General features: G+C 61.4%; 25 protein-coding genes. 1 reads left to right on the top strand and 24 read right to left on the bottom strand.

All coding sequences use genetic code 11. The annotated features are described in order from the left end of the window. Positions 1–7 precede the first annotated feature (7 nt). The 20 genes from rpsH to rpsL form a co-directional block, all read right to left on the bottom strand. A complete protein-coding gene (rpsH, locus tag BLV09_RS03350) occupies positions 8–406 on the bottom strand; it encodes a 30S ribosomal protein S8 (RefSeq protein ID WP_100382407.1) in 399 nt (132 codons plus the stop codon). Between the two features lie 12 nt (positions 407–418). Then, positions 419–724 (bottom strand): 30S ribosomal protein S14, encoded by a 306-nt coding sequence (gene rpsN, locus BLV09_RS03345; protein WP_100382408.1) that lies wholly within the window; start codon positions 722–724, stop codon positions 419–421. 43 nt (positions 725–767) lie between these two features. Beyond that, positions 768–1,325 carry a 50S ribosomal protein L5 gene (rplE, locus tag BLV09_RS03340; RefSeq protein ID WP_100382409.1) on the bottom strand — a complete coding sequence of 186 codons (558 nt, stop codon included), beginning with the start codon at positions 1,323–1,325 and terminating at the stop codon, positions 768–770. Next, a complete protein-coding gene (gene rplX, locus BLV09_RS03335) occupies positions 1,318–1,632 on the bottom strand; it encodes a 50S ribosomal protein L24 (protein ID WP_100382410.1) in 315 nt (104 codons plus the stop codon). The genes rplE and rplX overlap by 8 nt, the downstream gene beginning before the upstream one ends. Beyond that, positions 1,632–2,000, bottom strand: a complete 369-nt coding sequence (gene rplN / locus BLV09_RS03330; protein WP_100382411.1) for a 50S ribosomal protein L14 — start codon at positions 1,998–2,000, stop codon at positions 1,632–1,634. The genes rplX and rplN overlap by 1 nt, the downstream gene beginning before the upstream one ends. Before the next feature lie 80 nt (positions 2,001–2,080). After that, on the bottom strand, positions 2,081–2,329 hold the full coding sequence (gene rpsQ, locus BLV09_RS03325; protein ID WP_079571012.1) for a 30S ribosomal protein S17: 249 nt from the start codon (positions 2,327–2,329) through the stop codon (positions 2,081–2,083). Between the two features lie 10 nt (positions 2,330–2,339). Further along, positions 2,340–2,546, bottom strand: a complete 207-nt coding sequence (gene rpmC, locus BLV09_RS03320) for a 50S ribosomal protein L29 (RefSeq protein ID WP_100386933.1) — start codon at positions 2,544–2,546, stop codon at positions 2,340–2,342. Positions 2,547–2,552: 6 nt separating this feature from the next. Next, positions 2,553–2,966: a 50S ribosomal protein L16 gene (gene rplP / locus BLV09_RS03315; protein ID WP_100382412.1), complete on the bottom strand. Its 414-nt coding sequence runs from the start codon at positions 2,964–2,966 to the stop codon at positions 2,553–2,555. Between the two features lie 31 nt (positions 2,967–2,997). Continuing rightward, complete coding sequence (gene rpsC, locus BLV09_RS03310; RefSeq protein WP_100382413.1) at positions 2,998–3,696, bottom strand: 30S ribosomal protein S3; 699 nt, start codon at positions 3,694–3,696, stop codon at positions 2,998–3,000. A 20-nt stretch (positions 3,697–3,716) separates the two neighbouring features. Continuing rightward, positions 3,717–4,103, bottom strand: coding sequence for a 50S ribosomal protein L22 (gene rplV, locus BLV09_RS03305; RefSeq protein ID WP_100382414.1), 387 nt, complete (start codon positions 4,101–4,103; stop codon positions 3,717–3,719). Positions 4,104–4,113: 10 nt separating this feature from the next. Further along, positions 4,114–4,392, bottom strand: a complete 279-nt coding sequence (gene rpsS, locus BLV09_RS03300; protein ID WP_027536815.1) for a 30S ribosomal protein S19 — start codon at positions 4,390–4,392, stop codon at positions 4,114–4,116. 12 nt (positions 4,393–4,404) lie between these two features. Continuing rightward, on the bottom strand, positions 4,405–5,238 hold the full coding sequence (gene rplB, locus BLV09_RS03295; RefSeq protein ID WP_100382415.1) for a 50S ribosomal protein L2: 834 nt from the start codon (positions 5,236–5,238) through the stop codon (positions 4,405–4,407). Between the two features lie 12 nt (positions 5,239–5,250). Then, positions 5,251–5,550 carry a 50S ribosomal protein L23 gene (locus BLV09_RS03290; protein WP_100382416.1) on the bottom strand — a complete coding sequence of 100 codons (300 nt, stop codon included), beginning with the start codon at positions 5,548–5,550 and terminating at the stop codon, positions 5,251–5,253. Then, positions 5,547–6,167: a 50S ribosomal protein L4 gene (gene rplD / locus BLV09_RS03285; protein WP_100382417.1), complete on the bottom strand. Its 621-nt coding sequence runs from the start codon at positions 6,165–6,167 to the stop codon at positions 5,547–5,549. Before rplD ends, BLV09_RS03290 begins: the two co-directional genes overlap by 4 nt. Position 6,168: 1 nt before the next feature. Further along, entirely contained in the window at positions 6,169–6,894 is a 726-nt protein-coding gene (gene rplC / locus BLV09_RS03280) for a 50S ribosomal protein L3 (protein ID WP_146686302.1), read from the bottom strand. Positions 6,895–6,987: 93 nt separating this feature from the next. Further along, positions 6,988–7,296, bottom strand: a complete 309-nt coding sequence (gene rpsJ / locus BLV09_RS03275) for a 30S ribosomal protein S10 (RefSeq protein ID WP_002712302.1) — start codon at positions 7,294–7,296, stop codon at positions 6,988–6,990. Between the two features lie 93 nt (positions 7,297–7,389). Continuing rightward, entirely contained in the window at positions 7,390–8,580 is a 1,191-nt protein-coding gene (gene tuf, locus BLV09_RS03270; protein ID WP_100382419.1) for an elongation factor Tu, read from the bottom strand. Between the two features lie 39 nt (positions 8,581–8,619). Further along, a complete protein-coding gene (gene fusA / locus BLV09_RS03265; RefSeq protein ID WP_146686301.1) occupies positions 8,620–10,692 on the bottom strand; it encodes an elongation factor G in 2,073 nt (690 codons plus the stop codon). A 32-nt stretch (positions 10,693–10,724) separates the two neighbouring features. Further along, positions 10,725–11,195: a 30S ribosomal protein S7 gene (gene rpsG, locus BLV09_RS03260; protein ID WP_100382421.1), complete on the bottom strand. Its 471-nt coding sequence runs from the start codon at positions 11,193–11,195 to the stop codon at positions 10,725–10,727. Between the two features lie 15 nt (positions 11,196–11,210). Beyond that, positions 11,211–11,582 (bottom strand): 30S ribosomal protein S12, encoded by a 372-nt coding sequence (rpsL, locus tag BLV09_RS03255; protein WP_011473880.1) that lies wholly within the window; start codon positions 11,580–11,582, stop codon positions 11,211–11,213. Between the two features lie 659 nt (positions 11,583–12,241). Between rpsL and BLV09_RS03250 the strand changes: the two genes are divergently transcribed. Then, the gene (locus BLV09_RS03250) at positions 12,242–13,453 is read left to right on the top strand and encodes an FAD-dependent oxidoreductase (protein WP_146686300.1); all 1,212 of its coding nucleotides are present in this window, start codon (positions 12,242–12,244) and stop codon (positions 13,451–13,453) included. On the opposite strand, the gene BLV09_RS03245 is transcribed toward BLV09_RS03250, so the two are convergent. The 4 genes from BLV09_RS03245 to rpoB form a co-directional block, all read right to left on the bottom strand. Next, positions 13,408–15,423: an ABC transporter ATP-binding protein gene (locus BLV09_RS03245; protein ID WP_146686299.1), complete on the bottom strand. Its 2,016-nt coding sequence runs from the start codon at positions 15,421–15,423 to the stop codon at positions 13,408–13,410. The genes BLV09_RS03250 and BLV09_RS03245 overlap by 46 nt on opposite strands. A gap of 146 nt (positions 15,424–15,569) precedes the next feature. Continuing rightward, positions 15,570–17,624, bottom strand: coding sequence for an FAD-dependent oxidoreductase (locus BLV09_RS03240; protein WP_146686298.1), 2,055 nt, complete (start codon positions 17,622–17,624; stop codon positions 15,570–15,572). Positions 17,625–17,810: 186 nt separating this feature from the next. After that, positions 17,811–22,010: a DNA-directed RNA polymerase subunit beta' gene (gene rpoC / locus BLV09_RS03235; protein ID WP_100382424.1), complete on the bottom strand. Its 4,200-nt coding sequence runs from the start codon at positions 22,008–22,010 to the stop codon at positions 17,811–17,813. A gap of 157 nt (positions 22,011–22,167) precedes the next feature. Continuing rightward, on the bottom strand, positions 22,168–26,292 hold the full coding sequence (gene rpoB / locus BLV09_RS03230; protein ID WP_100382425.1) for a DNA-directed RNA polymerase subunit beta: 4,125 nt from the start codon (positions 26,290–26,292) through the stop codon (positions 22,168–22,170). Positions 26,293–26,526: the final 234 nt, after the last annotated feature.

The raw sequence follows: 26,526 nt of genomic DNA, 5'->3' as shown, positions 1-26,526 counted from the left end.
TCCCTTCTCAGAACACCGTGAAGAGAATTTCGCCGCCCACGTTCGCGTCGCGCGCTTCGTGGTCAGCCATGATTCCCTTCGGGGTCGACAACACCGAAATGCCGAGACCGTTGTTGACGCGCGGCAGGTTCTTCACCGAGGCATAAACCCGCCGCCCCGGCTTCGACACCCGCTCGATCTCGCGAATGACCGGCTCGCCGTCGAAATACTTCAGCTCGATCTCAAGCTCGCTGCGGCCGCTGGAATGTTCGACGCTGGCATAGCCGCGGATGTAACCCTCGGCCTTGAGCACTTCGAGCACGTTGGCGCGCATCTTCGAGCCCGGGGTCGAAACCTTGGGCTTGGCGCGCATCTGCGCGTTGCGGATACGGGTGATGAGATCGCTGATCGGATCGTGCGTTGACATCTGACGACCCCCTTACCAGCTCGACTTCACGAGCCCGGGAACCAGGCCCTTGGAGCCGAGTTCACGCAGCGCGATGCGGCTGAGCTTGTTCTTGCGGTAGACCGAACGCGGACGGCCGGTCATTTCGCAGCGATTGCGGATCCGCGTCGCCGAAGAATTGCGCGGCATCTCGGCAAGCTTCAGCGTCGCCGCGAAGCGCTCTTCCATCGGCTTCTGCCTGTCGGCGATGACGGCCTTCAAACGCGCGCGCTTGGCGGCGGCGTTCTTGGTCATCCGCTTCCGCCTGTTATTCTTCTCGATCGAACTCTTCTTTGCCATGCTTGGCTCCTGGGTTTCCGCGTTTGAGAGGCTGATCAGCTTCTCACTGCCGGAACGGGAAATTGAATGCGGTCAACAAGGCCCGGGCTTCGTCGTCGGAGCCTGCAGTGGTGCATACCGTGACGTCCATGCCCCATGTTTCCCCGGTCTTGTCGAAGTCGATTTCGGGGAAAATGATGTGCTCCTTGATGCCGAGCGAATAGTTGCCGCGGCCATCAAAACTCTTCGGATTAAGGCCGCGGAAGTCGCGCACGCGGGGCAGCGCGACGTTCACCAGCCGGTCGATGAATTCATACATCTTGGCCTTGCGCAGCGTGACCTTGCAGCCGATCGGCTGATTTTCACGCAGCTTGAAGGTTGCGATCGCGACGCGCGAATAGGTCACGATGGCCTTCTGACCGGCAATCATCGAAAGATCGCCAGCGGCCACTTCCGCCTTTTTGCGGTCGTTCACGGCCTCGCCGACGCCCATGTTGAGCACGACCTTGTCCAGGCGCGGCACCTGCATGACATTGGCGTAGCCGAATTGTTCCGTCAGCTTGCTGCGGATGCTGCTGTCATATTCCGCGCGCAGGCGCGGTACGTAAGCGGTCTCAGCCATCGATCTCTGCTCCCGAGCTCTTGGCAATGCGTACTTTCTTGCCATCGGCCTGAATCTTGAAACCCACGCGGGTCGGCTTGCCGTCCTTGCCGACATACGCGATGTTCGACAGGTCGATCGGCGACTCCTTGGAGATGATGCCGCCTTCCTGGTTCTGGGTCTGCTTCTGGTGGCGCTTCACGAGGTTGACGCCGCGAACCAGCGCCTTGCCCTCGGTCGGACGCACCTCGAACACCTCGCCGGTGCGGCCCTTGTCGCGGCCGTTCAGCACGATGACCTTGTCACCTTTCCGGATCTTGGCAGCCATCACAGCACCTCCGGCGCAAGCGAAATGATCTTCATGTGGTTCTTGGCGCGCAGCTCGCGCGGCACCGGCCCGAAGATACGGGTGCCGACCGGCTCCGACTGATTGTTGATCAGCACGGCGGCGTTGCGGTCGAAGCGGATGACCGAACCGTCGGCGCGGCGGATGTCCTTGCGGACTCGCACCACGACGGCCTTCATCACGTCGCCCTTCTTCACCTTGCCGCGCGGGATAGCGTCCTTGATCGACACAACGATAACATCGCCCACGGTGGCATAGCGGCGCTTGGAGCCCCCAAGCACCTTGATGCACATGACACGGCGTGCGCCTGAATTATCGGCCACGTCGAGGTTGGTCTGCATCTGAATCATTGATGCACCTCGTCCTCTTTCTGATGCGCAACGTTGCGCCTAAAATTTCCTGCAGCTTGCCCGGCGGTACCGAACAGACTTCAGGCCGTTTTCTTCTGCTCGCCCCGGACCACCGTCCAGCGCTTCAACTTCGAGATCGGCTTGCTCTCCTCGATCCATACCTGGTCGCCCGGCTTGAACTCGTTGTTCTCGTCGTGCGCGTGGTAGTTCTTGGAGCGGCGGATCGTTTTCTTGTAGATCGGATGGGTGAAGCGGCGATCGACGCGCACCACCACTGTCTTGGCTTGCTTGTCGCTGACGACCACGCCTTGAAGGGTACGTTTGGGCATATCAGACCTCTTACTTCTTCTTCGCGCGCTGTTGCGCGGCGATGGTCTTGATTCGGGCGATGTCGCGGCGGGCTTCACGCAGCCGCGAAGTGTTCTCCAGCTGCCCGGTGGCGCGCTGGAAACGCAGATTAAAGCGCTCTTTCTTCAGATTGAGGACGGCGTCATCCATCTGATCGGGGCTCATTCCGCGGATATCGGCGACTTTCATCTCGGCCATGATCACTTACTCCGCAATGCGCGCGACGAAGCGCGTCTTGATCGGCAGCTTGGCGGCGGCGAGCGACAGCGCTTCTTTCGCGGTCTGCACCGTCACGCCGTCGATTTCAAAAATCACGCGGCCGGGCTTGACCCGCGCCACCCACAATTCCGGCGTACCCTTGCCGGAACCCATGCGGACTTCGGCGGGCTTCTTCGACACCGGCACGTCCGGGAACACGCGGATCCAGACGCGGCCGGCGCGCTTCATGTGACGGGTCAGCGCGCGGCGCGCGGCTTCGATCTGGCGGGCGGTGACGCGCTCGGGCGCCATCGCCTTCAGGCCGAACTGACCGAACGACAACGTCGCGCCCGAAGTCGCAACGCCGTGGATACGGCCCTTATGCGCCTTCCGGAACTTCGTTTTCTTTGGTTGCATCATGGCTTACGCCCTCAAACCTTCTCTATTTCGCTCAAGCAGCGTCGCGACGGGGCCGCGAGGTTTCGCCCTCGGCCATTTTCTTGTCCTGGGCCATCGGATCGTGCTCGAGGATTTCACCCTTGAAGATCCAGACCTTGACGCCGCAGGTACCGAATGTCGTGAACGCGGTTGCGACGCCGTAGTCGATGTCGGCGCGCAGCGTGTGCAGCGGCACGCGGCCTTCGCGGTACCACTCCATGCGCGCGATTTCAGCGCCGCCGAGACGGCCCGAGCAGTTGATACGAATGCCTTCGGCGCCAAGACGCATCGCCGACTGCACCGCGCGCTTCATGGCGCGGCGGAACGCGACGCGGCGCTCGAGCTGCTGCGCGATCGATTCGGCGACCAGGGTGGCGTCGAGTTCAGGCTTGCGGATTTCGACGATGTTGATGACGACGTCGGAAGCCGTGATATCGGCAACCCGCTTGCGCAGCTTGTCGATGTCGGCGCCCTTCTTGCCGATCACCACGCCGGGACGCGCCGAGTGAATCGTCACGCGGCACTTCTTGTGCGGACGCTCGATCACAATCTTGGCGACGGCCGCCTGCTTGAGCTCCTTGTGCAGGATCTCGCGGATTTTCACGTCCTCGTGCAGCAACTTGCCGTATTCGGCCTTGCCAGCGAACCAACGGGAATCCCACGTCCGGTTGATGCCGAGACGCAGCCCGATTGGATTGATCTTTTGACCCATCGTTTTCTCCCGCGCTCTCTTTAAGCGCTCGCCTCGGCCTCGACCTGACGAACCACGATCGTCAGCTGCGAGAACGGTTTAAAAACACGGCCCGAACGGCCACGGCCGCGCGGTGCGAAACGCTTCATTACAATGCCGTTGCCGACATGCGCTTCCGACACGACCAGATCATCGACATCGAGATCATGATTGTTTTCGGCATTCGCGATCGCCGATTCCAGGCACTTCTTGACGTCGACAGCGATCCGCTTGCGCGAAAACTGCAGATCAGCGAGCGCAGCCGAAGCCTTCCTGCCGCGAATCAATTGCGCAACAAGATTGAGCTTCTGCGGGCTCACCCGCAGCATCCGGGCGACCGCCTTGGCCTCGTTATCCGGGAGGCTCCGTTCGCGCTTTGGTTTGCTCATCGCTTAATCCTCAAGCCTTCTTGGCTTTCTTGTCGCCAGAATGGCCGTGGAAGGTCCGGGTCGGCGAGAACTCGCCGAACTTGTGACCCACCATTTCCTCGTTGACCGATACCGGCACGTGCTTCTGTCCGTTGTAGACGCCGAACACCAGGCCGACGAATTGCGGCAGGATGGTCGAGCGGCGGCTCCAGATCTTGATCACGTCATGACGGCCTGACGCACGTGCGGCATCTGCCTTCTTGAGCAGAGAGCCTTCAACGAACGGGCCTTTCCAGACTGAACGAACCATGTCCGGCGTTCCTTACTTCTTCCGCTTGTGGCGGCTGATGAGAATGAATCTGTTGGTCGACTTGTTCGAACGGGTCTTCTTGCCTTTGGTCGGCTTGCCCCACGGGGTCACCGGGTGGCGGCCGCCCGAGGTACGGCCTTCGCCGCCGCCGTGCGGGTGATCGATCGGGTTCATGACGACGCCGCGGTTATGCGGACGCCAGCCCAACCAGCGGGTACGGCCGGCCTTGCCGATCGAGATGTTCATGTGATCGGGATTGGAGACCGCGCCGATGGTGCCGCGGCAACGGCCGTGGACCAGGCGCTGCTCGCCCGAGTTCAGGCGCAGGATGACGTAATCCTGGTCACGGCCCACCACCTGCGCGTAGGTGCCGGCGGAGCGCGCGAGCTGGCCGCCCTTGCCGATCTTCAGCTCGACATTGTGGACGATGGTGCCGACCGGCATGTTGCCGAGCGGCATGACATTGCCCGGCTTCACGTCGACATAATTGCCGGCGACGACCGTATCACCGACGGCAAGCCGCTGCGGCGCCAGGATATAGGCCTGTTCGCCGTCCTGATACTTGATCAGCGCAATGAACGCGGTGCGGTTCGGATCGTATTCCAGCCGCTCGACGACCGCGGGCGCATCGACCTTGTCGCGCTTGAAGTCGACCGTCCGGTAAGTCTTCTTGTGGCCGCCGCCGCGGAAGCGGACGGTGATGCGGCCGGTATTGTTGCGGCCGCCGGTGCCGAGCTTGCCTTCGGTCAATGCCTTGACCGGCTTGCCCTTGTAGAGCGCCGAACGATCGACCATCACCAGCTGGCGCTGGCCTGGTGTCGTGGGGTTGAATGTTTTCAATGCCATCGTCGTATCGCCTTATAGTCCGGTGGTGACGTCGATGCGGTGGCCCTCTTCGAGGGTCACGATCGCACGCTTCACATCCGACTGAGAACCGAACTGGCCGCGGAACACCTTGGTCTTGCCCTTGCGCACCAGCGTGTTCACGCTCTTGACCTTGACGTCGAACAGCTTTTCGACAGCTTCCTTGATCTGCGGCTTGGTCGCCTTGCTCGCGACCTTGAACAGAACCTTGTTATGCTCGGAGGCCAGCGTCGCCTTTTCGGTCACAACCGGGGAAACGATGATGTCGTAAAAGCGCGGATCGATATTCTTCATTTGAATCGCGCCTCCAACGCATCAAGCGCCGCCTTGGTCAGCACCAGCTTCTGACGACGCAGAATGTCATAGACGTTGATGCCCTGGATCGGCAGCACGTCGATGTTCGGAATGTTACGGGCAGCAATCGCAAAACCGTTATGCAACTCGGCACCGTCGATGATCAGCGCGTTGGTCAGGCCGAGACCGGAGAAATGCCCGACCAGAGACTTGGTCTTGGCGTCCTTGATCTGGGCGTTGTCGATCACGATCAAGCCGCCGTCCTTGGCCTTCGCCGACAGCGCATGCTTGAGCGCAAGCGCCCGCACCTTCTTCGGCAAATCGGTGGCATGGGAACGAACCACCGGACCGAAGGCGCGACCGCCGCCACGGAACTGCGGCACACGAGCCGAGCCGTGACGCGCACCGCCGGTGCCCTTCTGCTTGTACATCTTCTTGCCGGTGCGCCACACATCGGCGCGACCTTGCGTTTTGTGGGTGCCGGACTGGCGCTTGTTGAGCTGCCACTGCACACAGCGCTGGATGATGTCCTTGCGCGGCTCGAGACCAAAAATCTCGTCCGAGAGCTGGACCGAACCGGCTTCCTTGCCTTCAAGGGTCGTGACTTTCAGTTCCATCTCACGCGCCCTCCTGCTCGGCCGGCGCTTCAGCCGCCTGCTCGCTGCCGCCAGCGACCTTGAACTTGCCGGGCTTGGGAGCTTCCTTCGGCAACGGCTTCTTCACGGCGTCACGCACCGAGATCCATCCGCCCTTGGAGCCGGGAACGGCGCCTTCGACCAAGATCAGGCCGCGCTCGACGTCGGTCTGAACCACGCGCAGATTGAGCGTGGTGATGCGATCGACACCCATATGGCCAGGCATCTTCTTGTTCTTGAAGGTCTTGCCGGGATCCTGACGGCCGCCGGTCGAACCGATCGACCGATGCGAGACCGACACACCGTGGGTGGCGCGAAGACCGCCGAAATTCCAGCGCTTCATGCCGCCGGCAAATCCCTTACCCTCGGAGGTGCCGGTGACATCGACGAATTGCCCGACGACGAAATGGTCGGCCTGAATCTCGGCGCCGACCGGGATCAGCGCGTCCTGCGACACGCGAAATTCCGTGACCTTGCGCTTGGGCTCGACCTTGGAGACCGCGAACTGGCCGCGTTCTGCCTTCGGCATATAGACCGACTTGCGGGAGCCCGAGCCGAGCTGAAGGGCGACGTAGCCGTTCTTCTCGGTCGTGCGGTGACCTAACACCTGGCAATTGCCCAGCTTCAGCACGGTCACAGGGATATGTTCGCCAGTCTCCGTAAAGACCCGCGTCATCCCGACCTTTTGTGCGATCACTCCGGAGCGCATCGGCGTGCTTCCTGTTCTTTCTGTCCCGAGGGACTAGCTAATCTTCTTCGTGGGCATGATCCGGTCCGAAAACCGGTGCCCACTTTCGGGGGCTCAGAGCTTGATTTCGACGTCGACGCCGGCAGCGAGATCGAGCTTCATGAGGGCATCGACGGTCTGCGGGGTCGGATCGACAATGTCGAGAAGACGCTTGTGCGTGCGCATCTCGAATTGCTCGCGGCTCTTTTTGTCAACGTGCGGTGAACGGTTGACGGTGAACTTCTCGATGCGGGTCGGCAGCGGAATGGGTCCGCGAACCTGAGCACCGGTCCGTTTCGCCGTGTTCACGATCTCACGGGTCGACGTATCGAGGATTCGATGGTCGAACGCCTTGAGACGGATGCGAATATTCTGGCCGTTCATTGCCGTGTCTCTTTCTTCGTCGCGTGTCGCGAGCAGTGGGTAGCGAACAGCGAATGGATTTGATCCACTCGCTACTCGCCATTCCCTATTCGCTTATTCAATGATGGCGGCGACGACGCCGGCGCCCACGGTGCGGCCACCTTCGCGGATCGCGAAGCGCAGCTTTTCTTCCATCGCGATCGGCACGATCAGGTGCACTTCCATCGCGATGTTGTCACCCGGCATCACCATTTCGGTGCCTTCGGGCAGATGCACGACACCGGTCACGTCGGTGGTGCGGAAGTAAAACTGCGGCCGGTAGTTGGTAAAGAACGGGGTGTGACGACCGCCCTCTTCCTTGGTCAGGATGTAGGCCTCAGCCTTGAACTTGGTGTGCGGCTTGACCGAACCCGGCTTGCACAGAACCTGACCGCGCTCGACTTCCTCGCGCTTGGTGCCGCGCAGCAGTGCGCCGATGTTGTCGCCGGCCTGGCCCTGATCGAGCAGCTTGCGGAACATTTCAACGCCGGTGACGATGGTCTTCTGCGTATCGCGCAGACCGACGATCTCGATTTCCTCGCCGACCTTGATGATGCCGCGCTCGACACGACCGGTGACGACCGTACCGCGGCCCGAGATCGAGAACACGTCTTCCACCGGCATCAGGAACGGCTGGTCGATCGGGCGCTCCGGCTGCGGAATGTATTCGTCGACATTCTTCATCAGCTCGAGGATCGCGTCGTGACCGAGCTTCTTGTCCTTGTCTTCAAGGGCGGCAAGCGCCGAACCCTTGACGATCGGAATCTTGTCACCCGGGAAGTCGTACTTCGAAAGCAGTTCGCGAACTTCGAGCTCAACCAGCTCGAGCAGTTCCGGATCGTCGACCATGTCGCACTTGTTCAGGAATACGACGAGCGCCGGCACGCCGACCTGACGGGCAAGCAGGATGTGCTCGCGGGTCTGCGGCATCGGGCCGTCGGCAGCCGACACAACCAGGATCGCGCCGTCCATCTGCGCGGCACCCGTGATCATGTTCTTCACATAGTCGGCGTGGCCGGGGCAGTCGACGTGAGCATAGTGACGGTTCGCGGTTTCGTATTCGACGTGCGCGGTCGAGATCGTGATGCCACGCGCCTTCTCTTCCGGCGCCTTGTCGATCTGGTCGTACGCCGTGAACGTCGCACCGCCGGTTTCCGCCAGCACCTTGGTGATCGCTGCGGTCAGCGAGGTCTTGCCATGGTCGACGTGACCGATGGTTCCGATGTTGCAGTGCGGTTTATTACGTTCAAATTTTGCTTTGGCCATTTGACTCTCCGTTCAGTCGTTAGTTGTCGCCAACGACAATCAGGCAAACTTCTTCTGGACTTCTGCCGACACGTTCGCCGGCGCTTCAGCGTAGTGATCGAATTGCATCGTAAAGGTCGCGCGACCCTGGCTCATCGAGCGCAGGTTATTCACGTACCCAAACATGTTCATGAGCGGCACCATCGCATTGATGACGTTGGCGTTGCCGCGCATGTCTTGACCCTGGATCTGGCCGCGCCGCGAATTCAGGTCGCCGATGACCGAACCGGTGTAATCTTCCGGGGTCACCACTTCGACCTTCATGATCGGCTCGAGCAGAACAGACTTGCCCTTCTGCAGCGCTTCGCGGAACGCCGCGCGCGATGCGATTTCGAAGGCCAGCGCCGAGGAGTCGACGTCGTGATACTTGCCGTCGACCAGTTGAACCTTGACGTCGACCACCGGGAAGCCGGCAACGACGCCCGAACCCATGACGCTGTTGAGGCCCTTTTCGACGCCGGGGATATATTCCTTTGGCACCGCGCCGCCAACGATCTTGGACTCGAACTCATAGCCCTTGCCGGGCTCGTTCGGCTCGACCACGATCGACACTTCGGCAAACTGACCGGTACCACCGGTCTGCTTCTTGTGGGTGTACTTGACCTCGGCGCGCTTGGTGACGCGCTCACGGAACGCCACCTGCGGCGCGCCGATATTGGCATCGACCTTGTAGGTACGCCGAAGGATATCGACCTTGATGTCGAGATGGAGTTCGCCCATGCCCTTGAGAATGGTCTGGCCAGACTCCTGGTCGGTCGACACCCGGAACGACGGATCTTCGGCGGCAAGCTTCGCCAGCGCGACGCCGAGCTTTTCCTGGTCGGCCTTCGACTTCGGCTCGATCGCGATTTCGATCACCGGCTCCGGGAATTCCATCTTTTCAAGGATGACCGGCTTGTTCGGATCGCACAGCGTGTCACCGGTGCGCGCTTCCTTCAGGCCTGCCAAGGCGACGATATCGCCGGCATAGGCTTCCTTGATGTCTTCGCGGTTGTTCGCATGCATCAACAGCATGCGGCCGATGCGCTCTTTCTTGTCGCGGGTCGAATTGACGACGCCGGTGCCGCTGGCAAGAATGCCGGAATAGATGCGGCAGAAGGTGATGGTGCCGACAAACGGGTCGTCCATGATCTTGAACGCGAGCAGCGCCAGCGGTTCCTTGTCGTCAGCCCTGCGGATCACTTCGTTGCCGTCTTCATCGACACCCTTGATCGCAGGCACATCGACCGGCGACGGCAGATAGTCGACGACGGCGTCGAGCAGCGGCTGCACGCCCTTGTTCTTGAACGCCGAACCGCACAGCACCGGATAGAACGCGCCAGTCAGCACCGCCTTGCGGATCAGCCGCTTCAGCGTCGCCTCGTCCGGCTCCTTGCCGTCGAGATAGGCAGCCATCGCGTCGTCATCGAGTTCGACGGCGGCTTCGATCATCTTCTCGCGATATTCCTTGGCCTGATCGACCAGGTCAGCGGGAATGTCGACATAGTCGAACTTCGCACCAAGGGATTCGTCGTTCCAGATGATGCCCTTCATGACCACGAGGTCGACGAGGCCCTTGAAATTGTTCTCGGCGCCGATCGGAAGCTGGATCGCGATCGGCTTGGCGCCGAGGCGGTCAACGATGTCGGCGAGGCACTTGAAGAAGTCGGCGCCGGTCTTGTCCATCTTGTTAGCGAAGACGATGCGCGGCACCTTGTACTTGTCGCCCTGGCGCCAGACGGTCTCGGTTTGGGGCTCAACGCCCTGGTTGGAATCGAGCACGCATACCGCGCCGTCGAGCACGCGCAGCGAACGCTCGACTTCGATGGTGAAGTCGACGTGGCCGGGGGTGTCGATGATGTTCAGACGCTTGCCGTTCCAGAACGCGGTCGTCGCGGCCGACGTGATGGTGATGCCGCGCTCCTGCTCCTGCTCCATCCAGTCCATCGTCGCGGCACCTTCGTGCACTTCCCCGATCTTGTGGCTCTTGCCGGTATAATAAAGGATGCGCTCGGTGGTCGTGGTCTTGCCGGCATCGATATGCGCCATGATACCGAAGTTGCGGTAGTTCTCTATGGCATGAACGCGGGGCATGGGTTGTTCCTCAAAGATCCGTTGTTTCGCCGTTACCAGCGATAGTGCGAGAAGGCGCGGTTGGCTTCCGCCATCCGATGCACGTCTTCACGCTTCTTGACGGCGTTCCCCCGGTTATTTGACGCATCGAGCAGCTCTGCCGAGAGCCGCTCCGTCATTGTCTTTTCATTGCGCTCGCGCGCAGCCGCGATCAGCCAGCGAATCCCCAGCGCCTGCCGGCGCACCGAACGCACTTCGACCGGCACCTGATAGGTGGCACCGCCGACGCGGCGGGAGCGCACTTCGATGGTCGGCATCACGTTCTCAAGCGCTTGCTCGAAAACCGGCAGCGGACCCTGCTTGGTCTTGTTCTCGATCATTTCGAGCGCACCGTAGACGATGCCTTCGGCGACCGACTTCTTCCCGGCGTACATCACCGAGTTCATGAATTTCGTAATGATGATGTTTCCGAATTTCGGATCCGGAAGCACTTCACGCTTTTCAGCAGAATGACGACGAGACATCGATCAGGTTCCCGCTTATTTCGGACGCTTCGCGCCGTACTTCGAACGACGCTGCTTACGGTTCTTGACGCCCTGGGTATCGAGGACGCCGCGGAGGATGTGGTAGCGCACGCCGGGCAAGTCCTTGACGCGGCCGCCACGGATCATGACCACCGAGTGCTCCTGAAGGTTATGGCCTTCACCCGGAATGTAGCCGATGACTTCGAAGCCATTGGTCAGGCGCACCTTGGCGACCTTACGAAGCGCCGAGTTCGGCTTCTTCGGGGTCGTGGTATAGACGCGCGTGCAAACGCCGCGCTTCTGCGGCGACTGCTGCAGCGCCGGCACCTTCTTGCGCGACTTCTGTACGACGCGCGGACTTGCGATCAGCTGGTTGATCGTCGGCATGTCAGCCTTCACCCTTTAGTTCATGCGAAACCGATAATCGGCTCCGCAAATTCTTGTCGGAACTAGCCGTCCCGTTTGGCCGTTTTGCGAAAACGACCACGCAAAACGAAATCGCGCCAACCACTCATCGCTGAGTGGAAAGCGCTTCGACGCCACAGAGGACCGCGAGTTAGAGCCGATCGGCTTGTCGCCGTTCGGTCAGACACCGAGGTCATGCATCCGAATTCAATCTCAAGAGAACGTGCTCAAGAGAAATAAAATCGCACTGGCATTGCCTAGCTATGATCGACAGCGTTTGAGCGGCATTCGTCGAGGTTGGTGCCCGTCCCTGCCCGAAGGCCGATCAGGGTGTCCCGTTCCGACGCTGGCGATGCTCACCGCCTGTCGTTAAGTGCGCGGTTTGTATCGGCGCTAGATAGTCAAGTCAAGGCGAAACACAATGAGAGAAGCGCTTCTCGCACCTGTGGAATCGGCCCCTCCGGAAGGTTCGCAAAACCCACCCGGGAGCGATTCTACCGGCGGCCACGATCGTCAGCGCATCCTCATTTTACCCGGATATTATATGTCTTCTCGCCCTTTTACGCAAGGCGTCCTCTGAAGCTAAAGGTTTATTTGCCTTTTCGGGCGCATTCATGGGCGTTTCCGAGCGGAATACGTCGATGAAATATACCGACATTGCGATCATCGGAGGCGGCCTCGCCGGCTCGACCGCGGCCGCGATGCTCGGACATGCCGGCATTCCCGCCGTCCTGATCGATCCGCACCCGACCTATCCGCCCGACTTTCGCGTCGAAAAATTGAGCGGCGAGGAGCAACTTGAGCGTTTTCGCAAGACCGGCATCGCCGAATCGGTGCTGCGATCGGCAACCCATGACGGCGAGAACTGGATCGCCCGATTCGGCTACCTGCTCGACAAGAGACCGAGCCGGCAATTCGGCATCATGTACGATTCACTCGTCAACGCCATCCGGGCCGAAATCCCGCCTGGCGTCGAAGCCTTGCAGGCGAAGGTCGTCGCCATCTCGACGGGCGCCGAGCGACAGAAGCTTACCCTGTCCGACGGCGAGGTGATCTCCGCGCGACTTGTGGTGATGGCCAACGGATTGAATGTGGGCTTGCGCCGCAGTCTTGGGATCGAGCGCCAGATCGTCAGCGCCTGCCACTCGATCTCGATCGGATTCGACGTCACGCCGGTCGGCCGCACCGATTTCGACTTTCCAGCGCTGACCTATTTTTCGGAGCGGCCCAGCGACCGGATTCCCTATCTGACGCTGTTTCCGGTCGAAAGCCGGATGCGGGCGAATCTGTTCACCTATCGCCAGATCGACGACCCCTGGCTGCGGCAGATCCGCAATTCACCTGTCGAGACGCTGAATGCTGCGCTGCCGAGGCTCCGCCGCATTGTCGGCGAGTTCAAGGTCAGCGGCGAGATCAAGATCAGGCCGGCGGATCTCTGTGTCAGTACGAATTATCTCAGGGCGGGCGTGGTGCTGGTCGGCGACGCCTTCGAGACCACCTGCCCTGTCACCGGGACCGGCACGGACAAGGTGTTCACCGACGTCGAGCGGCTGTGCAACGTCTATATTCCGACCTGGCTTGCGACCGACGGCATGGATACCGAGAAGATCGCGGCGTTTTATGACGATCCGGTCAAGAAGGCCTGCGACGCCTGGGCCGCGGCCAAGGCCTACGACTTCCGCTCGCTGTCGATCGAGAACGAGATTTACTGGAGCGCACAGCGCTGGGCGCGGTTCCTGGCCTGGTTCGGAGAAGGCATTTCGCGGCGGATGCGACACCGGCTCAGCGCCGCATCGGCCTTCCCGCTTCACTCCTCGTCATCGTCGTCATCATCGCTATCGTCATCGGCCTGACCGGCCCCGTGATGCGGCGTGTGGCCCTGGTCGTCCCAGAGCTTGCGGTATATGCCGTTGGCGGCGAGCAGCTTGGCGTGTGAGCCGCGTTCGATCGCCTTGCCGCCTGAAATCACGATGATCTCGTCCATCTCGACCACCGAGGTCAGGCGGTGGGTCGAAAAGATCATGGTGCGGCCCTTCGCGACCTTGAGCAGCGTGCGATTGATCGCGGCTTCGGTGGTCTGGTCGAGCGCCGAGGTCGCCTCGTCCAACAGCAGCACCGAGGGATCGCGGACGATCGCGCGCGCAATCGCAATGCGCTGGCGCTGTCCGCCCGACAGCGTATCGCCGCGCTCGCCGACCTGGGTGTCGTATTTCTGCGGAAGGCTCATGATATAGCGGTGGATTTCGGCCTTGCGCGCCGCCTGCTCGACCTCCTGGTCGGTCGCGCCTTCCTTGCCGAGCCGGATGTTCTCGCGGATCGACATGTTGAACAGCATGTTTTCCTGGAACACAACGGCCATGCTTCGGCGCAGCGACTCGCGGGTCACCTTGCGGATATCGACGCCGTCGATGGTCACCCGCCCCTCGTCCGGCACGTAAAGGCGAAGGATCAGGTTGAGTAGCGTGCTCTTGCCGGAGCCGCTCGGGCCGACAATGGCAATGCTCTTGCCGACATTGAGCTTGAGGCTGAGATTGTCGAGAACCGGGGTCTCGCTGCCTTCATACTGGAATGTGACACGGTCGAAGGTGATGTCGTTGGTGATGCGCGGCAGGTCGGGAGCCCCCGGGCGATCGGCGCCGCGGGTCGGCTCGTCCAGCAGTTCCTGGATGTGGCGCACCGCCGCCGCCGACTGGATCGACACCGGGATGAAATGCATGATGTGGGCGATGTTGTAGGACACCTCCCAGAACGCGCTCTCGAATGTCACGAACGTCCCGATGGTGATCTGGCCCTTGGTCGCAAGATAAGCGCCGAGCGCCAGCACCACGAGGTGCAACAGCAGGACCGAGATGGTGACGGTGCGCTCGACCATGGTGGACAGAAACATCGCGGATGCGATTTTCCGGCGCGCATCGTCGTTGCGCATCGTGAACCAGCCAAAAGTCCGGCGCTGCAGGTTGAACGCCTTGACCACGGCCTGGGCCGCGACGTTCTCCTGCACCATGCCGAGCAGTGCCGATTCATTGAGCTTCTGTTCGTAATTGGCCTGCACCGCTTTCGGCGTCAGGATGCGCGGGCCGATCAGCGTGATCGGGAACACCAGCAGCGCGACTGCGGCGAGCTGCCAGTTCAGGAACAGCATCAGAACGATGCCGGCGATCAGTTCCAGGAACGGCAAAGCCGCACTGTTGGCAACACTCTTGATCGAACCCTCGAAGGCCGACAGGTCGATGGAGAAGCGCGAGAGGATCTCGCCGCGCTTGGTGCGGCCGAAATAGGCTGACGGCAAATTCTGGACATGCTCGAACAGCTGCGCCCGGACGTCCGAAATCACCGAAGCCGCGAGCTTGGCGTCCCACCGCTCGTACCAGACCGCGACGATCGAGGTGAAGATTCCTGCCGCCGCCAGCACCGAGAGAATTCGCACTAGCGCTTCGAAATCCTCCTCGCCGAGCGCGTCGTCGATCAGGAATTTCAGGCTCAGCGGCATGATGACGTTGAACAGCGTCTCGACCACGACGCCGAGGCCGACAAATGCCAGGACCCTCTTGTAGTTTTTCAGGAACGGCTTGACGAACGCATAGACCGTTGCAAGCGCGCCGGCGGCTTCCTTCGCCGTAAAGACCACGAGGTCCTCATCATCCTCGTCATCCTCGAGATCAAGCTCGTCCTCGTCGTCATCATCCTGGTCTTCGTCATCCGGCGGCAATGGCTTGCCGCCAACGAGGCGATTCGCGGCCAGCTTCTTGTCGCGTTCCGATGCCGCAGGATCACCCGCGGCAGCGGCGGTCAGATCGTCCGACGATGGAAGCTTGGGCGCCATGAGACCATGCGATGCTATACGGCCGGCATGACCGCAAAACGAGGATAGTGGGCGAAAGCGCCACCGCGCCAATCCTATGCGATTGGCGCACGTTCAGCAAAATAATTGGCGAGAACAATTCGGGCTGGTGGCGTCACCGAAAGGCTCTAGTCGTCGTCCTTGATCTTGTCGAAGAACGAGTAGCGCAGGCTGTCGGAATCCGCGTACCACTGGCCCGGCCCCTTGTTGGCCGCCAGGGTCGCCGCCCACAGCGCATCGGTGCAGTCGTGCCGATGCATCGACAGGTCGAACCCGTTGGTGAAGAACAGTTCGGACCATTCCCACCAGGTGCCGAGCTTCTTGACCCCGCGCAGCAGATCGTAGCGGTCGATCACCGCCGGCGACATGTCCGACGTCACCGATCCGAACACCAGACCGGACTTCACAACACGGTTCAATTCGCGAATCGCGCGGGCGACCTGCTTTTCAGCGACATGGCACAGGCTGGTCTCGAACACGAAATCGAATTCGCCGTCCTTGAACGGCATGTCGGCGATCGATCCGAGCTTGTTGAACTTCTTCAGCGCTTTTGGCGTCCTGGCATGGATGGCGCGATTGTTCTCGATCCCCCATGCATCGATCCCGCGCGCGCGCAACGCCCCTAACAGCTCGCCGCTCGCGGAGCCCGCGACCAGCAGCTTGTAACCCTTGGCCCGGTTCCAGACGATCTTGATGAGGTCGGTCAGGTAGACCGGATCGGTAAACCGGCTCCAGACCTCGCTGTACGGGCCAAGTCCGCGGTAATTCTCGAAATAATCGCGATCGATCTTGTCGGACACGGTATCGCCGCCCTCGCTCCGCGCACGGCGCAGCCGCATCATCTCGGTCAGGATGATGTCGGTGGCGGCATCGGAAGAATCGAGCAGCCCGTTCAAGGTCGAGTCGAACAGATAGTCTCCGACCACGACGATGCCCGGATGTTCCTTCGGCTCGGGCCGGTGATTGGTCATGACGTCGCGCGCCGGCAAGCCGCCGGGCAGCGCGTTCACCGATGACAGCCAGCGATGGATCTTGCCTTCGACGAAGTGCGCCCGCGCGTCGCCGAGCGAGGCCGGCAGCGACTTCAAGGCGGCATCGATCAACTCCTGATCGCCGAGATTGGCGAAAGCCAGCGCATCGGAACCGGCGATCAGCCAGTTGAGCACGCCATGGTTGCCGACGTCGTGACGCGCGCCTTCGTTGTAAACGCAGCAGCCGCCGAACGCTTCCGACATGAACCACGCACCCGGAATCTTCTCGCCCCAGAACGGCTGATCGAACAGGATCGAAACCCGCAGATAATGCGCGGGACGGTCGAAATAGGCGACGTGCTTGACCATCGACTTGCGCAATTGCTCGCCGTCCCAGCGCATGGTCGCGAGCCAGGAATGCGGCAGGCACACCAGCACGAGATCGAAATCCCTCGTCTCCGGTCCCTTGCCGTTCATCATGTTGAGCTGATAGCGGCCCCCGGCGGTCTTGCCGACCTTGAGCACCCGATGATTGAGCTGGATGTCGGCATCGACCTCGGACTGCAGGCACTCGATCAACTGTTCATTGCCGTTCTGGATCGAATAAAGGCCGATATAGCCGTCGACATCCATCACGAAGTTCTTCAGCGCATTCAGCCCGTTGGTGTTGTGGCTTTCGGTGGCGAGATCGGAGCGCGCCATCACCTTGAAGAAGCGCTTGGCGGTGGGATCGTCGACTTCGCGGTCGAGCAGCTCCTCGGCGGTGAGGTAGGCCCACGGATGCTCGTTGTCATGCGCGCCGACGCCTTCGTAATATTCGACCGGCGAGACCATCTCGGTGCAGCGCTTGCGGAACGCTTCGATCGCGGCGGCGGTCTTGGCGCCGTATTTGCGGCGCATGCCCGGCACGTCGTTGAGAAGTTCGCCATCGAGCTGGACCTGCTCGGCGTCCATCGGAATGGTCTGCAAGCCGAAATGCTGGATCAGCTCGCGCAGCGGATCGGGCCCTGTCATCGAGTAGTCGTAAATCTCGGCGACGCCGGCCTCGTACGTCGCAGGCGCGGAATCGAACTTGCGCGTCAGTATCTTGCCGCCGACGCGGTCGGACGCCTCGAAGATCGTGACGCGGCAAAGTTCCCCCAGTTTCTTCTTCAGATACCAGGCACTCATCAGGCCGCCGGGTCCACCGCCGACGATTGCAAGATCCAACATTTGTTTTCCGTGGTCTCCGGCCGCCGCCCTGTCGGCGCGAATCCGGTATAAGTCCCATCAGCAAAAGCGCTTTTCACCCTGAAGGAAAGATGAACAAAGCAAGACGATAGTGCCAAAAACGTGGGCAAATGAGAAAAAGGCCGGCTTGCGCCGGCCTTTTTCCTAACATCATGAATCCGCGTGGTTTTATTCGGCAGGCGGAAGCGCCAGCGGCTCGACTTCGGGAGCCGCGGGCACGATCGCGGTCTGCTTCTCGCGTTCGTCGAGGATCAGCTTGTCGCGTTTCACGGCGACTTCGCGGATCTTGGCCATCGAGGCGCCGGTACCGGCCGGGATCAGCCGGCCGACGATGACGTTTTCCTTGAGGCCTTCCAGCGGGTCCACCTTGCCATTGACGGCGGCTTCGGTGAGCACGCGGGTGGTCTCCTGGAACGAGGCCGCCGAGAAGAACGAGCGGGTCTGCAGGCTCGCCTTGGTAATGCCGAGCAGCACCGGCGTTCCGGTCGCGATCTTCTTGCCCTCTTCCTTGGCCTTGGCGTTGAGCACGTCGAATTCGATCTTGTCGACCTGCTCGCCCGAAATCATGTCGGTCTCGCCCTGGTCGGTGATCTCGACCTTCTGCAACATCTGACGGACAATCACCTCGATGTGCTTGTCGTTGATGAGCACGCCCTGCAGCCGGTAGACTTCCTGGATTTCGTTGACCAGATAGGCAGCGAGTTCCTCGATGCCCTTGATCGCCAGAATGTCGTGCGGCGCCGGATTGCCTTCGACGATGAAATCGCCCTTTTCGACGATGTCGCCGTCCTGCAGATGGATGTGCTTGCCCTTCGGAATCAGGTACTCGCGCGGCTCCTCGGTCTTGTCGACAGGCTCGATCGAGATGCGGCGCTTGTTCTTGTAGTCGCGGCCGAAGCGGATCGTGCCCGCGATTTCCGCGATGATCGCCGCATCCTTTGGCTTGCGAGCCTCGAACAGTTCCGCAACACGCGGCAGACCGCCGGTGATGTCACGGGTCTTGGCGCTCTCCGTCGAGATACGCGCCAGGATGTCGCCGGGCTTGACCTTGGCGCCGACGTCAACCGAGAGGATCGCGTCAACCGACAGCATGTAGCGGGCATCGCCACCACGCGCGAGCTTGAGGACCTTTCCGTCCTTGCCCTTGATGACAATGGCCGGACGCAAATCCGCCCCGCCCCGCGTCGTGCGCCAGTCGATGACGACGCGCTTGGCGATACCGGTGGATTCGTCGAGCGTTTCCGAGATCGACTGGCCTTCGACCAGATCCTCGAACCCGATGGTGCCCTCGACTTCGGTAAGAACAGGCCGCGAATACGGATCCCATTCCGCGATGCGCTGGCCGCGCTTGACCATATCGCCTTCATCGACGTGCATGCGCGCGCCGTACTGAATGCGATGGGTCGCACGCTCGGTGCCGTCGGCATCGACGATCGCAACGACCATGTTGCGAACCATCGCGGCCGAATGGCCTTCGCTGTTTCTGGCGATCGCCTTGTTTCTGATCACGACCTTGCCGTCGAAGTTCGATTCCACGAACGACTGCTCATTGATCTGCGCCGCGCCGCCGATGTGGAACGTACGCATCGTCAACTGCGTGCCGGGCTCGCCGATCGACTGCGCCGCAATGACGCCGACCGCTTCGCCGTGGTTGACCGGCGTGCCGCGGGCAAGATCGCGGCCATAGCACTTGCCGCAGATGCCGTTGACGAGTTCGCAGGTCAGTGCCGAACGGATCTTCACTTCCTGGATGCCGGCCTGCTGGATGGCGTCGACATGCGACTCTTCCATCAGAGTGCCGCGCTTCACCACGACCTTGTTGGTCGCGGGATCGCGCAGATCCTCGCCCGCGGTGCGGCCGAGAATACGCGAAGCCAGCGACGCCACGACCGTGCCGGCATCGATGATGGCGCGCATCTTGATGCCGAGCTTGGTGCCGCAATCGTCCTGCGTGATGATGCAGTCCTGCGCCACGTCGACGAGACGACGGGTCAGGTAGCCCGAGTTCGCGGTCTTCAACGCGGTGTCCGCGAGGCCCTTGCGGGCGCCGTGGGTCGAGTTGAAGTATTCGAGCACCGACAGACCTTCCTTGAAGTTGGAAATGATCGGCGTCTCGATGATCTCACCCGACGGCTTGGCCATCAGGCCGCGCATACCGGCAAGCTGACGCATCTGCGCCGGCGAACCGCGCGCGCCCGAATGCGCCATCATGTAGATCGAGTTGATGTCGGCGTCGGCACCCTTGGCGGTCTTCTTGGTCGAGGAGATTTCCTTCATCATCTCCTTGGCGATTTCTTCCGTCGCCTTCGACCAGGCGTCGACCACCTTGTTGTACTTCTCGCCATGGGTGATCAGACCGTCATTGTACTGCTGCTCGAAATCCTTCGCCAGCGTACGCGTGGTATCGACGATCTTCCACTTGCCGTGCGGCACGACCATGTCGTCCTTGCCGAACGAAATGCCGGCCTTGAACGCGTTATAGAAGCCGAGCGCCATGATCCGGTCGCAGAAGATCACCGTCTCCTTCTGACCACAATGACGATAGACTTGGTCGATTACGCCAGAGATTTCGCGCTTGGTCATCAGCTTGTTGATGATGTCGTACGAAATCTTCGGCGATTTCGGCAGCACATTGCCGAGCATCACGCGGCCGGCCGTGGTCTCGATCCAGCGCTTGGCCTGCTTGCCGGTCTCGTCGATGCCGTCCCAGCGATACCTGATCTTGGTATGGAGGTGGATGACCTTCGAGTGCAACGCATGCTCGAGCTCGGCCATGTCGCCGAAGATCTTGCCTTCACCGGGCAGACCTTCACGCATGATCGAGAGGTAATAGAGACCGAGCACGATGTCCTGCGACGGCACGATGATCGGCTGACCATTGGCCGGATGCAGGATGTTGTTGGTCGACATCATCAGCACGCGCGCTTCGAGCTGCGCTTCCAGCGACAGCGGAACGTGCACGGCCATCTGGTCGCCGTCGAAGTCGGCGTTGAACGCCGCGCAAACCAGCGGATGCAGCTGGATCGCCTTGCCTTCGATCAACACCGGCTCGAACGCCTGGATGCCCAGGCGATGCAGCGTCGGCGCGCGGTTCAGGAGCACGGGATGCTCGCGGATCACCTCGTCGAGAATATCCCAGACCTCGGGACGCTCTTTTTCAACGAGCTTCTTGGCCTGCTTCACCGTGGTGGACAGACCCTTGGCGTCGAGCCGCGAATAGATGAACGGCTTGAACAGTTCGAGCGCCATCTTCTTCGGCAGGCCGCACTGGTGCAGCCGCAGCTCGGGACCGACCACGATGACCGAACGGCCGGAATAGTCGACGCGCTTGCCGAGCAGGTTCTGCCGGAAGCGGCCCTGCTTGCCCTTGAGCATGTCGGCCAGCGACTTCAGCGGGCGCTTGTTGGCGCCGGTGATGACGCGACCGCGGCGGCCGTTGTCGAACAAGGCGTCGACAGCCTCCTGCAGCATGCGCTTTTCGTTGCGGATGATGATGTCAGGCGCGCGCAGTTCCATCAGCCGCTTCAGGCGGTTGTTGCGGTTGATGACGCGGCGATAGAGATCGTTGAGATCCGAGGTCGCGAAGCGGCCGCCATCGAGCGGCACCAGCGGACGCAGGTCCGGCGGAATCACCGGCACCACCGTGAGGATCATCCACTCCGGCTTGTTGCCGGAATAGCGGAAGGCCTCGACGATCTTCAGCCGCTTGGCGAGCTTCTTGTGCTTGATGTCGGACTCGGTCTCCTGCATCTCGGCGCGCAGCGACGCCTCGAGCTTTTCGAGCTCAAGTCCCTTGAGCAGTTCGCGGATCGCCTCGGCGCCGATCATGGCGGTGAAGCTGTCCTGGCCGTACTCGTCCTGCGCCTTCAGATACTCGTCTTCCGACAGCAGCTGACGGTCCTTGAGCGCGGTAAGACCGGGCTCGAGCACGACGTAATATTCGAAATACAGAATCCGCTCGAGATCCTTCAGCGTCATGTCGAGCAGAAGGCCGATACGGGACGGCAGCGACTTCAGGAACCAGATATGCGCAACCGGCGCCGCCAGTTCGATATGGCCCATGCGCTCGCGCCGGACCCGCGACAGCGTCACTTCGACCGAGCACTTCTCGCAGATGATGCCCTTGTACTTCATCCGCTTGTACTTGCCGCACAGGCACTCGTAATCCTTGATCGGCCCGAAGATGCGGGCGCAGAACAGGCCGTCGCGCTCGGGCTTGAAGGTGCGGTAGTTGATGGTCTCCGGCTTCTTGATTTCGCCGTAGGACCACGACAGAATCTTCTCCGGCGACGCGATCGAAATCCGGATCTGGTCGAAGACCTGGGCCGGGGTCGTCGGATTGAAAAGATTCATAATTTCTTGGTTCATGGTCTTCTCCGTCTGCCGACTTTCGCCGGCTCAAGCATTCCTGTCTGTCACGCTCCCCCGGAGCATCCAGTAGCCACCGCTGCCGCGGACTGCTGGATCGCCCGCTGCCGCGGACGATGACGGTGGCAAGGGCGGCGCTTCCGCCGCCCTCACAAAATTACTCAGCCGCTTCCGACGTCGACGCCGGGCCGACCTTGGAATTGTGCAGGTCGACGTTGAGGCCGAGCGAGCGCATTTCCTTGACCAGCACGTTGAACGATTCCGGAATACCCGCTTCGAACGTGTCGTCGCCGCGCACGATGGCCTCGTACACCTTGGTACGGCCGGCCACGTCGTCCGACTTCACGGTCAGCATTTCCTGCAGGGTGTATGCGGCGCCGTAAGCCTCCAGCGCCCACACTTCCATTTCGCCGAAACGCTGGCCGCCGAACTGCGCCTTGCCGCCCAGCGGTTGCTGGGTAACGAGCGAGTACGGTCCGATCGAACGCGCGTGGATCTTGTCGTCCACGAGATGGTGCAGCTTGAGCATGTAGATATACCCAACCGTCACCTTGCGATCGAACGCGTCGCCGGTCCGGCCGTCATAGACGGTCGATTGTCCGGATGCGTCGAGACCGGCGAGCTTCAGCATCTCCTCGATGTCGGCTTCCTTGGCGCCGTCGAACACCGGCGTTGCGATCGGCACGCCGTGGCTCAGATTGCGGCCGAGCTCCATCAACTCGTTGTCGTTGAGCGACTTGATGGTTTCGTCATCGCCGTAGATCTTCTTCAAGGTCTCCTTCAGCGGCTTGGTGTCCTGCTTTGCGGTGGCAAGGTAGGCATCGACCGCCTGGCCGATGCGCTTGCCGAGGCCCGCGCAGGCCCAGCCGAGATGGGTTTCGAGAATCTGACCGACATTCATGCGGCTCGGCACGCCCAGCGGATTGAGCACGATATCCGCATGCGTTCCGTCCTCGAGGAACGGCATATCCTCGATCGGAACGATCTTGGACACGACGCCCTTGTTGCCGTGACGGCCCGCCATCTTGTCGCCGGGCTGAATCTTGCGCTTCACCGCGACGAAGACCTTGACCATCTTCATCACGCCGGGCGGCAATTCGTCGCCACGCTGCAGCTTCTCGACCTTGTCGAGGAAGCGCTGTTCAAGGCCCTTCTTCGATTCGTCGTACTGCTTCCGCATCGCCTCGATTTCGGCCATCAGCTTGTCGTTCGGCGAAGCAAACATCCACCATTGCGACCGCGGATGCTCGTCGAGCACCGCGCGCGTGATCTTGGTGTCCTTCTTGAAGCCCTTCGGACCGGCGATGCCCTGGCGATTCTCCAGAAGCTCCGCCAGACGGCTGTAGACGTTGCGGTCAAGAATGGCCTGCTCGTCGTCGCGGTCCTTGGCCAGACGCTCGATCTCTTCCCGTTCGATCGCCAAGGCGCGCTCGTCCTTGTCGACGCCGTGCCGGTTGAAGACACGGACTTCGACGATCGTGCCCTGCACGCCCGGGGGCACGCGGAGCGAGGTATCGCGAACGTCGGAGGCCTTTTCACCGAAGATGGCGCGCAAGAGCTTTTCTTCCGGCGTCATCGGGCTTTCGCCCTTCGGCGTGATCTTGCCGACCAGGATGTCGCCGGCGCGGACTTCCGCGCCGATATAGACGATGCCGGCTTCGTCGAGGTTCTTCAGCGCTTCTTCCGAAACGTTCGGAATGTCGCGGGTGATTTCCTCGGGACCAAGCTTGGTATCGCGGGCCATCACCTCGAATTCCTCGATGTGGATCGAGGTGAAGACGTCGTCCTTCACGATCCGCTCGGAGAGCAGGATCGAGTCTTCGAAGTTGTAGCCATTCCACGGCATGAACGCGACCAGCACGTTGCGGCCGAGCGCGAGTTCGCCGAGATCGGTCGACGGACCGTCGGCAATGATGTCGCCCTTGCTCACGAGGTCGCCAACCTTCACCAGCGGACGCTGGTTGATGCAGGTCGACTGGTTGGAGCGCTGGTACTTCATCAGCCGGTAGATATCGACGCCCGACTTGGTGGGATCGAGATCGTCGGTGGCGCGGATAACGATACGGGTGGCGTCGATCTGGTCGATCACGCCAGTGCGGCGGGCTGCGATCGCAGCGCCGGAGTCACGGGCGACCACGCCTTCCATGCCGGTGCCGACAAACGGCGCTTCGGCGCGCACCAGCGGCACGGCCTGACGCTGCATGTTGGAGCCCATCAGCGCGCGGTTGGCGTCGTCGTTCTCGAGGAACGGAATCAACGCCGCGGCGACCGAGACGAGCTGCTTCGGCGACACGTCCATATAGTCGACCTTGTCCGGCGTGATCGGCAGCACTTCGCCGGCATGACGGCAGACAATCAGGTCTTCGGTGAAGCGGCCGCGGTTATCGAGCGGCACGTTGGCCTGCGCGACGCGGTAACGGCCCTCCTCCATCGCCGAGAGGTAGACCACCTCGTCGGTGACGCGGCCGTCCTTGACCTTGCGATAGGGCGTTTCGACGAAGCCATATTTGTTCACGCGCGCGAACGTCGCGAGCGAGTTGATCAGGCCGATGTTCGGGCCTTCCGGCGTCTCGATCGGGCAGATACGGCCGTAATGGGTCGGATGCACGTCGCGCACTTCGAAACCGGCGCGCTCGCGGGTCAGACCGCCCGGGCCAAGCGCCGAGAGACGGCGCTTGTGGGTGATCTCCGACAGCGGGTTGGTCTGGTCCATGAACTGCGACAGCTGCGACGAACCGAAGAACTCGCGCACCGCGGCCGCCGCCGGCTTGGCGTTGATCAGGTCCTGCGGCATGACCGTGTCGATATCGACGCTGGACATGCGCTCCTTGATCGCGCGCTCCATGCGAAGCAGGCCGATGCGGTACTGGTTCTCCATCAACTCGCCGACCGAGCGCACGCGCCGGTTGCCGAGGTGATCGATGTCGTCGATCTCGCCCTTGCCGTCGCGCAGGTCGACCAGCGTCTTGATGACGGCCAGAATGTCTTCCTTGCGCAGCGTGCGATGGGTGTCGGGCGCGTCGAGTTCGAGGCGCATGTTCATCTTCACGCGGCCGACCGCGGACAGGTCGTAGCGCTCGGAGTCGAAGAACAGCGACTGGAACATGGCCTGCGCCGAATCCAGCGTCGGCGGTTCACCCGGACGCATCACGCGATAGATGTCGAACAGCGCGTCTTCACGCGTCATGTTCTTGTCGGCATGCAGCGTGTTGCGGATGTAGGCGCCGACATTGACGTGGTCGATGTCGAGCAGCGGCAGTTCCTTGTAGCCCTGCTCGTTGAGCGCCTTCAAAAGCTTGTCGGTGATTTCCTCGCCGGCCTCGGCGTAGATTTCACCGGTCTTCGGATTGACGAGGTCCTCGGCAACGTAATTGCCGACCAACTCCTCGTCCGACATCCGCAGCGCCTTGAGGCCCTTTTCCTGGAGCTGACGCGCGCCACGCACGGTCAGCTTCTTGCCGGCCTCGAGCACCACCTTGCCGGTATCGGCATCGATCAGGTCGTTGATGGTGCTGTAGCCGCGGAAACGGGTGGCGTCGAAAGGCACGCGCCAGCCTTCCTTGCCGCGCTTGTAGATGATCTTCTTGTAGAACGTGCTCAGGATGGTTTCGCCATCGAGACCGAGCGCGAACATCAGCGACGTCACCGGAATCTTGCGGCGGCGGTCGATACGCGCAAACACGATGTCCTTGGCGTCGAATTCGATATCGAGCCAGGAACCGCGATACGGAATCACGCGGGCGGCAAACAGCAGCTTGCCCGACGAATGGGTCTTGCCCTTGTCGTGATCGAAGAACACGCCGGGCGAACGGTGCATCTGCGAGACGATGACGCGCTCGGTGCCGTTGACGACGAAGGTGCCGTTCATGGTCATGAGCGGAATGTCGCCCATGTAGACGTCCTGCTCCTTGATGTCCTTGACCGACTTCGCGCCGGTTTCCTCGTCGATATCGAACACGATCAGGCGCAGCGTCACCTTCAGCGGCGCAGCATAGGTCATGCCGCGCTGGCGGCACTCGTCGACGTCGTATTTCGGCGGCTCGAACTCATAGCGGACGAATTCGAGCATCGAGGTGCCCGAGAAATCCGAGATCGGAAATACCGACCGGAACACCGCCTGCAAGCCTTCGTCCAGCCGGCCGCCCTGGGGTTCATCGACCATCAGGAACTGGTCATAGGATGCCTTCTGAACCTCGATGAGGTTCGGCATTTCCGCGACTTCCTTGATGTGTCCGAAGAACTTGCGAACGCGTTTGCGACCGGTGAATGTCTGCTGCGCCATCGTGGCCTCTCATTTCGTCGCCCGAAGGGGCGAACCTTCCGAAGCGCGACTGCCATCGCCCCCGGGTTGAATTTCGATCCATTTCGAAAGTCCGGGAGCCCATTTTCAGGACGTTTAGTCCTGAATTTGTTCTCCAGACTTTCAAAACGCAAAACGACGCGCGGGGCGCATAACCGCTCCCGCCCGTCTAAAGCTCTTTCTTCACGGACTGCAAAAGCCCGAAATCATCTATCT

The sequence above is a fragment of the Bradyrhizobium canariense genome, from assembly GCF_900105125.1.
GTDB classification, from domain to species: domain Bacteria; phylum Pseudomonadota; class Alphaproteobacteria; order Rhizobiales; family Xanthobacteraceae; genus Bradyrhizobium; species Bradyrhizobium canariense_A.
The sequence above is the reverse complement of the archived record's forward strand: the minus strand, read 5'-3'. Positions and strand labels throughout refer to the sequence as shown.

Coding starts and splice junctions, on each gene's coding strand:
- rpsH (WP_100382407.1), bottom strand. CDS start 406: ATGTCAACGCACGATCCGATCAGCGATCTCATCACCCGTATCCGCAAC.
- rpsN (WP_100382408.1), bottom strand. CDS start 724: ATGGCAAAGAAGAGTTCGATCGAGAAGAATAACAGGCGGAAGCGGATG.
- rplE (WP_100382409.1), bottom strand. CDS start 1,325: ATGGCTGAGACCGCTTACGTACCGCGCCTGCGCGCGGAATATGACAGC.
- rplX (WP_100382410.1), bottom strand. CDS start 1,632: ATGGCTGCCAAGATCCGGAAAGGTGACAAGGTCATCGTGCTGAACGGC.
- rplN (WP_100382411.1), bottom strand. CDS start 2,000: ATGATTCAGATGCAGACCAACCTCGACGTGGCCGATAATTCAGGCGCA.
- rpsQ (WP_079571012.1), bottom strand. CDS start 2,329: ATGCCCAAACGTACCCTTCAAGGCGTGGTCGTCAGCGACAAGCAAGCC.
- rpmC (WP_100386933.1), bottom strand. CDS start 2,546: ATGGCCGAGATGAAAGTCGCCGATATCCGCGGAATGAGCCCCGATCAG.
- rplP (WP_100382412.1), bottom strand. CDS start 2,966: ATGATGCAACCAAAGAAAACGAAGTTCCGGAAGGCGCATAAGGGCCGT.
- rpsC (WP_100382413.1), bottom strand. CDS start 3,696: ATGGGTCAAAAGATCAATCCAATCGGGCTGCGTCTCGGCATCAACCGG.
- rplV (WP_100382414.1), bottom strand. CDS start 4,103: ATGAGCAAACCAAAGCGCGAACGGAGCCTCCCGGATAACGAGGCCAAG.
- rpsS (WP_027536815.1), bottom strand. CDS start 4,392: ATGGTTCGTTCAGTCTGGAAAGGCCCGTTCGTTGAAGGCTCTCTGCTC.
- rplB (WP_100382415.1), bottom strand. CDS start 5,238: ATGGCATTGAAAACATTCAACCCCACGACACCAGGCCAGCGCCAGCTG.
- BLV09_RS03290 (WP_100382416.1), bottom strand. CDS start 5,550: ATGAAGAATATCGATCCGCGCTTTTACGACATCATCGTTTCCCCGGTT.
- rplD (WP_100382417.1), bottom strand. CDS start 6,167: ATGGAACTGAAAGTCACGACCCTTGAAGGCAAGGAAGCCGGTTCGGTC.
- rplC (WP_146686302.1), bottom strand. CDS start 6,894: ATGCGCTCCGGAGTGATCGCACAAAAGGTCGGGATGACGCGGGTCTTT.
- rpsJ (WP_002712302.1), bottom strand. CDS start 7,296: ATGAACGGCCAGAATATTCGCATCCGTCTCAAGGCGTTCGACCATCGA.
- tuf (WP_100382419.1), bottom strand. CDS start 8,580: ATGGCCAAAGCAAAATTTGAACGTAATAAACCGCACTGCAACATCGGA.
- fusA (WP_146686301.1), bottom strand. CDS start 10,692: ATGCCCCGCGTTCATGCCATAGAGAACTACCGCAACTTCGGTATCATG.
- rpsG (WP_100382421.1), bottom strand. CDS start 11,195: ATGTCTCGTCGTCATTCTGCTGAAAAGCGTGAAGTGCTTCCGGATCCG.
- rpsL (WP_011473880.1), bottom strand. CDS start 11,582: ATGCCGACGATCAACCAGCTGATCGCAAGTCCGCGCGTCGTACAGAAG.
- BLV09_RS03250 (WP_146686300.1), top strand. CDS start 12,242: ATGAAATATACCGACATTGCGATCATCGGAGGCGGCCTCGCCGGCTCG.
- BLV09_RS03245 (WP_146686299.1), bottom strand. CDS start 15,423: ATGGCGCCCAAGCTTCCATCGTCGGACGATCTGACCGCCGCTGCCGCG.
- BLV09_RS03240 (WP_146686298.1), bottom strand. CDS start 17,624: ATGTTGGATCTTGCAATCGTCGGCGGTGGACCCGGCGGCCTGATGAGT.
- rpoC (WP_100382424.1), bottom strand. CDS start 22,010: ATGAACCAAGAAATTATGAATCTTTTCAATCCGACGACCCCGGCCCAG.
- rpoB (WP_100382425.1), bottom strand. CDS start 26,292: ATGGCGCAGCAGACATTCACCGGTCGCAAACGCGTTCGCAAGTTCTTC.